Source organism: Phocaeicola intestinalis (assembly GCF_014837065.1).
Classification (GTDB): Bacteria; Bacteroidota; Bacteroidia; order Bacteroidales; family Bacteroidaceae; genus Phocaeicola; species Phocaeicola intestinalis.
The window spans coordinates 144435-151345 of record NZ_JACSPP010000004.1 but is presented as its reverse complement, the minus strand read 5'-3'; the positions used below and the strand labels follow the sequence as shown (position 1 = coordinate 151345).

General features: G+C 49.4%; 4 protein-coding genes. 2 read left to right on the top strand and 2 right to left on the bottom strand.

The features are described from left to right. Positions 1 to 326 precede the first annotated feature (326 nt). Positions 327 to 1628, top strand: coding sequence for an alpha-L-fucosidase (locus H9625_RS02505; RefSeq protein WP_191762891.1), 1302 nt, complete (start codon positions 327 to 329; stop codon positions 1626 to 1628). Between the two features lie 7 nt (positions 1629 to 1635). Here H9625_RS02505 and H9625_RS02500 read toward each other — a convergent pair whose 3' ends face one another. After that, the gene (locus H9625_RS02500) at positions 1636 to 2316 is read right to left on the bottom strand and encodes a phosphatase PAP2 family protein (protein ID WP_022038730.1); all 681 of its coding nucleotides are present in this window, start codon (positions 2314 to 2316) and stop codon (positions 1636 to 1638) included. A 5-nt stretch (positions 2317 to 2321) separates the two neighbouring features. Continuing rightward, positions 2322 to 3809, bottom strand: a complete 1488-nt coding sequence (rpoN, locus tag H9625_RS02495) for an RNA polymerase factor sigma-54 (protein WP_087212661.1) — start codon at positions 3807 to 3809, stop codon at positions 2322 to 2324. A 345-nt stretch (positions 3810 to 4154) separates the two neighbouring features. On the opposite strand from rpoN, the gene H9625_RS02490 reads away from it, so the two are divergent. Beyond that, the gene (locus H9625_RS02490; RefSeq protein ID WP_191762890.1) at positions 4155 to 6752 is read left to right on the top strand and encodes a transglutaminase-like domain-containing protein; all 2598 of its coding nucleotides are present in this window, start codon (positions 4155 to 4157) and stop codon (positions 6750 to 6752) included. Positions 6753 to 6911 lie beyond the last annotated feature (159 nt).

Here is a 6911-nt window from a genome sequence, read left to right as displayed (position 1 = left end):
CTTCCTCATCACAGAAGCGAAAATGCCTCAAAAACTCATCCCAAATCATCGCACGATAAATTCAAAACAGCTTCTAATTTTTTCCGTGATTTTCTTCTGATTGCTATTTTATCGCGTTAATCTGTTGTTTCGTTCGATTTTTTCAGCGATATTTTTTATTTTTGTCCATTGCTATTCCACTCGTTACTTTATTGACGTTTATCAGTTGTTTTGTTACAACAAAACTGATTTCGTACATACTTGGTAGCCGTTGGATTATCGGATAAATACTTTGCAGGTAACTGCAAGCGTACAAGATGGATTTGACAATATCAAATGAAATTATTATGAGGATAAGACTTTTATTGCTTTTATTGATGTGCGGTTTGATGTTTTCCGTTAAGGCTCAAACTTATCAGCCTACCGTAGAGAATTTGAAAGCCCGCCAAGAGTTCCGTGACAAGAAATTCGGTATATTCCTGCATTGGGGATTGTATGCCATGCTGGCAACAGGTGAGTGGACTATGACTAACAAGAACCTGAACTATAAGGAGTACGCTAAGCTGGCTGGGGGATTTTTTCCTTCGAAGTTTGATGCAGCCAGGTGGGTGAGTGCCATTAAAGCATCGGGGGCGAAGTATATTACTTTTACGACACGTCATCACGAAGGTTTTTCGATGTTTGATACGCAATATTCGGATTATAACATTGTGGATGCCACACCGTTCAAGCGTGATGTGCTGAAGGAGCTTGCCGATGAATGTCGTAAGCAGGGCATCGGTTTACATCTTTATTATTCGCATATCGACTGGTACCGTGAAGATGCGGTATGGGGACGTACGGGACGTGGAACGGGGCGTCCTAACCCAAAAGGGAACTGGAGGAGCTATTATACTTTCATGAACAACCAGCTGACTGAGTTGCTGACCCATTACGGCCCTATCGGTGCTATTTGGTTCGACGGTGTATGGGATCAGGATCAGAATCCCGGCTTTGATTGGGAATTGGATGAGCAATATGCTTTGATTCATCGATTGCAACCTTCCTGCCTGGTGGCTAACAATCATCACCTCACACCCTTTCCGGGAGAAGATATTCAAATCTTCGAACGTGACCTTCCAGGAGAAAATAAAGCCGGACTTTCGGGACAAGACATTAGTTCTTTGCCTCTGGAAACCTGCCAGACGATGAACGGTATGTGGGGGTATAAGATTACAGACCAAAACTATAAGTCGGCTAAAGACTTGATTCAATACTTGGTGGGTGCAGCCGTGAAAGATGCTAACTTATTATTGAATATTGGTCCGCAGCCCGATGGAGAATTGCCCGAAGTGGCGTTGCAACGTCTGGCGGAGATAGGTGAGTGGATGAAAGTTTACGGTGAGACCATTTATGGCACACGTGGCGGATGTGTCGGTCCGCATCCTTGGGGAGGCACCACCCAAAAAGGCAATAAGCTTTATGTACACATCCTTAACCTGCAAGACAAGGCTTTGTTTCTTCCGCTTACCGGCAAGAAAGTAAAGAAAGCTTTTTATTTCGTAAACGGAACACCCGTGAAATACGAGAAGAACCGTGTAGGTTACACGCTTTTGCTTGATAAAATACCGACGGATATTGATACGGTGATAGCATTGGAACTGGAGTGAGCCGGATTCAGATAAACAATATTCCGATAATCCCACAGAACAGTCCGATGAGGAAGCCTCCGCCCACTTCATTCAAGGTGTGCTGGCGGACGATGATGCGTGCCGAGCCTAGCATGCCGGTGAGCAGGATGAAGATGCAGAGCCACCACGTAGGATTGAACTGGAATATGAAACTGTATGAAAGCAATCCGCCTATCATCATGCCGCCGCTTGCCATGTGGGTGCTGATTTTCCATTTAAGATTAATAAGCGCACAGATGACCATACAGAGCAAGGTTGCCACGATGATGCCGCCCATATAGCGGGGAAGATGATAACGGTACATCGTGACAAGGCATCCTACATAGCTCAGGATGGTAAGGATATAGGGTACATAGCGCCGTTCGCGTTTGCCTAGTTCATGAAGAGACCATCCGTTGATTTTCTGCATCAGATATATGCTCAGCATCGGCAAGAGGATGGTGAAACAATACACTATGGCAAGCACGATAAGTTTGTATTGGAGTGGCAATATGCGCAGGTAAGTGAAGAGAAAGAGCAGGACAAAGGCTACGAAAGGGACCATAAAGGGGGTGAATACAGCCGACAGGATACGGGCTGCCGTTATCCACGGGTCTTTTTCTTCTTTAGGGTTCCGTTGTACGGGGTCGTGATAAGTCAGTTGGTCGGGGATGTTTGTATCTTCCATTGTTTTTATCTTCTTAGTCGTGCTACAGGGATGTTCAGTTGCTGCCGGTATTTGGCTACAGTGCGTCGTGCGATGGGGTAGCCTTTGTCTTTCAGTATATTGGCAAGTTCGTCATCGGTATAGGGTGCGTTCTTGTCTTCATGGTCTACACATTCTTTCAGTATACGCTTGATTTCGCGGATAGAAAGTTCTTCGCCGTTTTCGGTAGTATATCCGTCGCTGAAGAAAAATTTGAGCGGATAGATACCGAAGTTGGTCTGCACATATTTACTGTTGCTCACGCGTGAGATGGTAGATATATCCAGATGGGTACGTTCTGCCACGTCTTTCAGTATCATCGGGCGGAGGAGCGATTCGTCTCCTTCCTGGAAGAAGGGGCGTTGCAGGTCGATAATTGCCTGCATGGTACTCATCAGGGTTTGTTGGCGTTGTTTTACGGCATTGATGAAGTTTTGCGCTGCGTCTACTTTCTGTTTCAAGAACAGGAGGGCATCTTTCGATTCCTTGCTTTGGTTCGCTTTGTTGCGCGTATGCTCGTCCAGCATGTCGGTGAATTCGCGGCTCAGCCGGAGTTCAGGTACGTTGTGGTTGTTGAGGCTGAGGCTGATGGTGCCGTCGTCTTCGGTTTCAACGATGAAGTCGGGAATGATTTGTTGCAGGTTTTTCCCGATGGCTTCTCCCATTGAGCTTCCAGGACGCGGATTGAGTTTTACCAGTTCTGCTACAGCATCGTTGTATTGTTTTTCAGTGATGTTCAGTCTTTGTAAGATTCTGTCTTTGTTTTTTTTGGTGAAGTCATCGCAACATTTGTCGATAATGTTGTATTCGATTTGTTTCAAGGGTGAGTCTTCTTTCCGTCTGATTTGCAGGAGCAGGCATTCTTGCAGGTTTCTTGCTCCGATTCCGGCGGGGTCGAAGTCCTGGATGACAGACAAAACGTGTTCTACTTCTTCGGGTGTGGTGCTGATGCCTTGGTAGATGGCAAGTTCGTCGATGATGGAGTCAATGCTTTTCCGCAAAAGCCCGTCATCGTCGAGTGAACCGATAAGGTATTCTCCCAATTGCTTTTCTTCGGGTGTCAGGGCTTGCATGTCAAGCTGTTCTTTCAGGGTTTCATAAAAAGAGACGTTGTCCGAGAAGGGTATGTCTTCGGGAGTATCGTTTTTTGAGCGGTTGTTCTCTTGTAGTTTGTAGTCGGGGATGTCATCTTCGGTACGATAGTCACCCAATGAGAGATCTTCTCCATAATCGGTGTTGGGCTCGCCGTCCTGGTCGGTGGTGGCATAGTCTTCCCCCTCATCGCCGTGCAGGTCGTCTCCAGAAGGCTCCTTGCCTTCTTCCAGTGCCGGATTGTCCAGAAGTTCCGCGTGGACGCGCTCTTCCAGTTCTACGGTGGGAAGCTCTAATAGTTTGACCGCTAAAATCTGTTGGGGCGACAAGGTCTGTACTTGTTGCTGTGTCTGTGTCTGTACTTGACTTGAATGTATTGCCATAAGCCGGATTTGATTAACTTTCGCAAAGGTAGGAAATAAATTTGAGAATGAATCGTTTTTTCCTTATCTTTGTTCAGTCACGCCAGATTTGCAATCCGGAGCCATTTGTTGATGATGCGGATTGCAAATCCAGCGTGACGGGGAAACATCTATGTAGGGGCGTATCGCATACGCCCGTATGCGTCCACTAATCTGCGTAGATGTATTCAGGGCGTATGCGATACGCCCCTACAAGATTGGTCACGCACTGCGTGGCGAATTGGGAAGGGCAAGTAAAGCAAGGGCAGGCAACCCCTGACCATACAGGTTGTTTTTGTGAAATGAGGAATATAAAAAGCAAGACTTATGAGGAAATTAGTTTGTGTCGGTATGCTATGTGCATTGTTATCTGCATGTACATCTCCGTTCGAGAAGCAGGTGAAGGCTGATTTCGAAGCGAAAAAGGCTTTGTTCTCACAAGGGGATTTCTTCGGTGTGTTCGATGATGAAGGATTGACAGCTGAAGAACGGGATGCCCTGATGTTCTTTTATGCGTATATGCCGGTGGGCGATATTACGGATTATTCGGGCAACTTTTATCTGGAAAATATCCGGAGCTCGTTTGCCACGCGCGAAGAGACGGAGTGGGGGAAGAAGATTCCCGATGATGTGTTCCGGCATTTTGTCCTTCCGGTGCGGGTGAATAACGAGGCGCTCGACCGCTCGCGGATGGTGTTCCACGATGAACTGATGCCCCGCCTGAAGGGATTGGCGATGTATGACGCCGTGCTTGAGGTAAACCATTGGTGCCACGAGAAGGCGAATTACCAGCCTTCGGACGCGCGTACCAGTTCGCCCCTTGCCACGGTGCGGACGGCTTACGGGCGTTGTGGAGAGGAGTCTACTTTCCTTGTGGCTGCGCTCCGCTCGGTGGGCATTCCGGCACGGCAGGTCTATACGCCCCGCTGGGCACATACCGACGACAATCATGCGTGGGTAGAGGCCTGGGTAGACGGGAAATGGTATTTCCTGGGAGCGTGCGAGCCTGAGCCGGTGCTTAATTTGGGCTGGTTCAACGAGCCGGCAAGCCGCGGCATGCTGATGCACACCAAGGTGTTCGGCTATTACGAGGGACCGGAAGAGGTGATGCGCACAACCGCCAATTATACCGAAATAAATGTGATAGGAAACTATGCGCAGAACGCACCGGTAACGGTACTCGTAACGGATATCGACGGGAAGCCCGTCGGAGATGCGTGCGTGCGCTTTGGCATCTATAACTATGCGGAGTTTTATCCGGTTTCATCCCAGAAGACAGGTGCGGACGGACGGGCAAGCCTTTCCGCCGGACTGGGAGATATGGTGGTGCTGGCGGTGAAAGACCGTGCGTTCGGAATACAGAAAGTGTCTTTCGGAAAAGACAAGGAAGTAAAACTCCGGCTCGAACATCAGGTAGGCGACACGCTTTCGTTCTCGTTTGACATCGTTCCTCCCGCAGGTGACCCGACACTTCCGGAAGTCACGCCGGAGCAACGCGCTGAGAACGATATCCGTTTCAACCGGGAAGACTCCATCCGCCATGCGTATATTGCTTCCTTCCCCGGTGCGGACGCGATTCGTGCCTTTGCCTCGGAAACGGGATATGATGCAGAAGTGGTTGCACCCTATATCGTGGCTTCGCGCGGAAACGCTTCGGAGATAGAGGCTTTCTTGAAAGAGGCGGCAGGACGGGAGATGCGGAGTCGTGCGCTGGATTTGCTGGGCACACTTGCCGAGAAAGACTTGCGCGATGCGGAGGCAAGCGTGCTGGACGACCATCTGTATCATACGGATTCGCTGGCGGATGTGGCTACGGTCTTGGCTCCGCGCATCGGATACGAAATGCTGACTCCTTACCGTTCGTTCTTCCGGCGTGAGATACCCGAAACGGATGCCGCCCGTTTCCGCGAGAAACCTTTGGAACTGGTGGAATGGTGCAAGGATAGCCTGATGCTCCGGGATGACTTGTGTACGGTGGGTACGGTGATTTCTCCCGAAGGGGTATGGAAAAGCCGTATGGCAGACCGGACTTCGCGGAACACGTTCTTTGTAGCGGTGGCACGTTCGCTCGGCATTCCCGCATGGATAGACCGTGTGACGGGATATGTATTATATAAGGAGAACGGCAAGGATGTAGCGGTAGATTTCGAAAGCGGGCGTTCGGAACAAGTGGCGGAAGGCACGCTGAAGCTGGACTATACGCCGATACCCCGTCTGGGCGACCCGTCGTATGCACGCCATTTCTCCTTGTCCCGTTTCGATGGGGAAGGGTTTGCCTTGCAGGTTTATCCCGATTTCGAGCCTTGGAGCAAGTTGTTCAAAGAACCGGTCCCGGTTCCGGCAGGCTATTACATGCTGGTGTCCGGCACCCGTCTGGCTAAGGGAGGCGTGCTGGCGCAAGTGTCTTTCTTTGGCGTGGAGCAGGATAAGGAAACCGATGCAGGACTGGTGATGCGTGAGAGTGAGGAGGCGGTCAGTGTGATAGGCAGCTTCAATTCGGAATCCAAGTTCCAGACTCCGGAAGGTGGGGAGACTTCGGTTTTGCTCACCACGGGCAGGGGCTATTTCATTGTGGGCATTTTAGGCGTGGGTGATGAGCCTACCAACCATGCCTTGAAGGACATCGCCGCCAAAGCCTCGGAATTGGAGAAATGGGGACGGAAGATTGTGTTGCTTTTCCCCTCACGTGCCGCATACGAGAAATATCAGTCGGCTCCGATAGAAGGCTTGCCTTCGACCGTAGTTTTCGGTATTGATGCTGACGGAAGCATAGAGGCCGCTATCCGGCAGGAGATGAAGCTTCAGGCTGGCACCCGTCTTCCGGTTTTCATCGTAGCCGATACGTTCAACCGTGTGGTATTCGAGTCGCATGGCTATACCATCGGCATGGGCGACCAGCTGTTGAACACGGTTCACGGATTATAGTAGATTGGTTTTCACCACAGATTAATCAATTTACGATTTGATAATTTACTATTTATACGAATCAGGAGTTAAACGTAGTTAAGTTGCACAGGAGTTATCACTTCATTCAGGAGTTAAAGTCCAATAGCCCTGTCTCTGAAAACAGTGCAAGAGGCATTG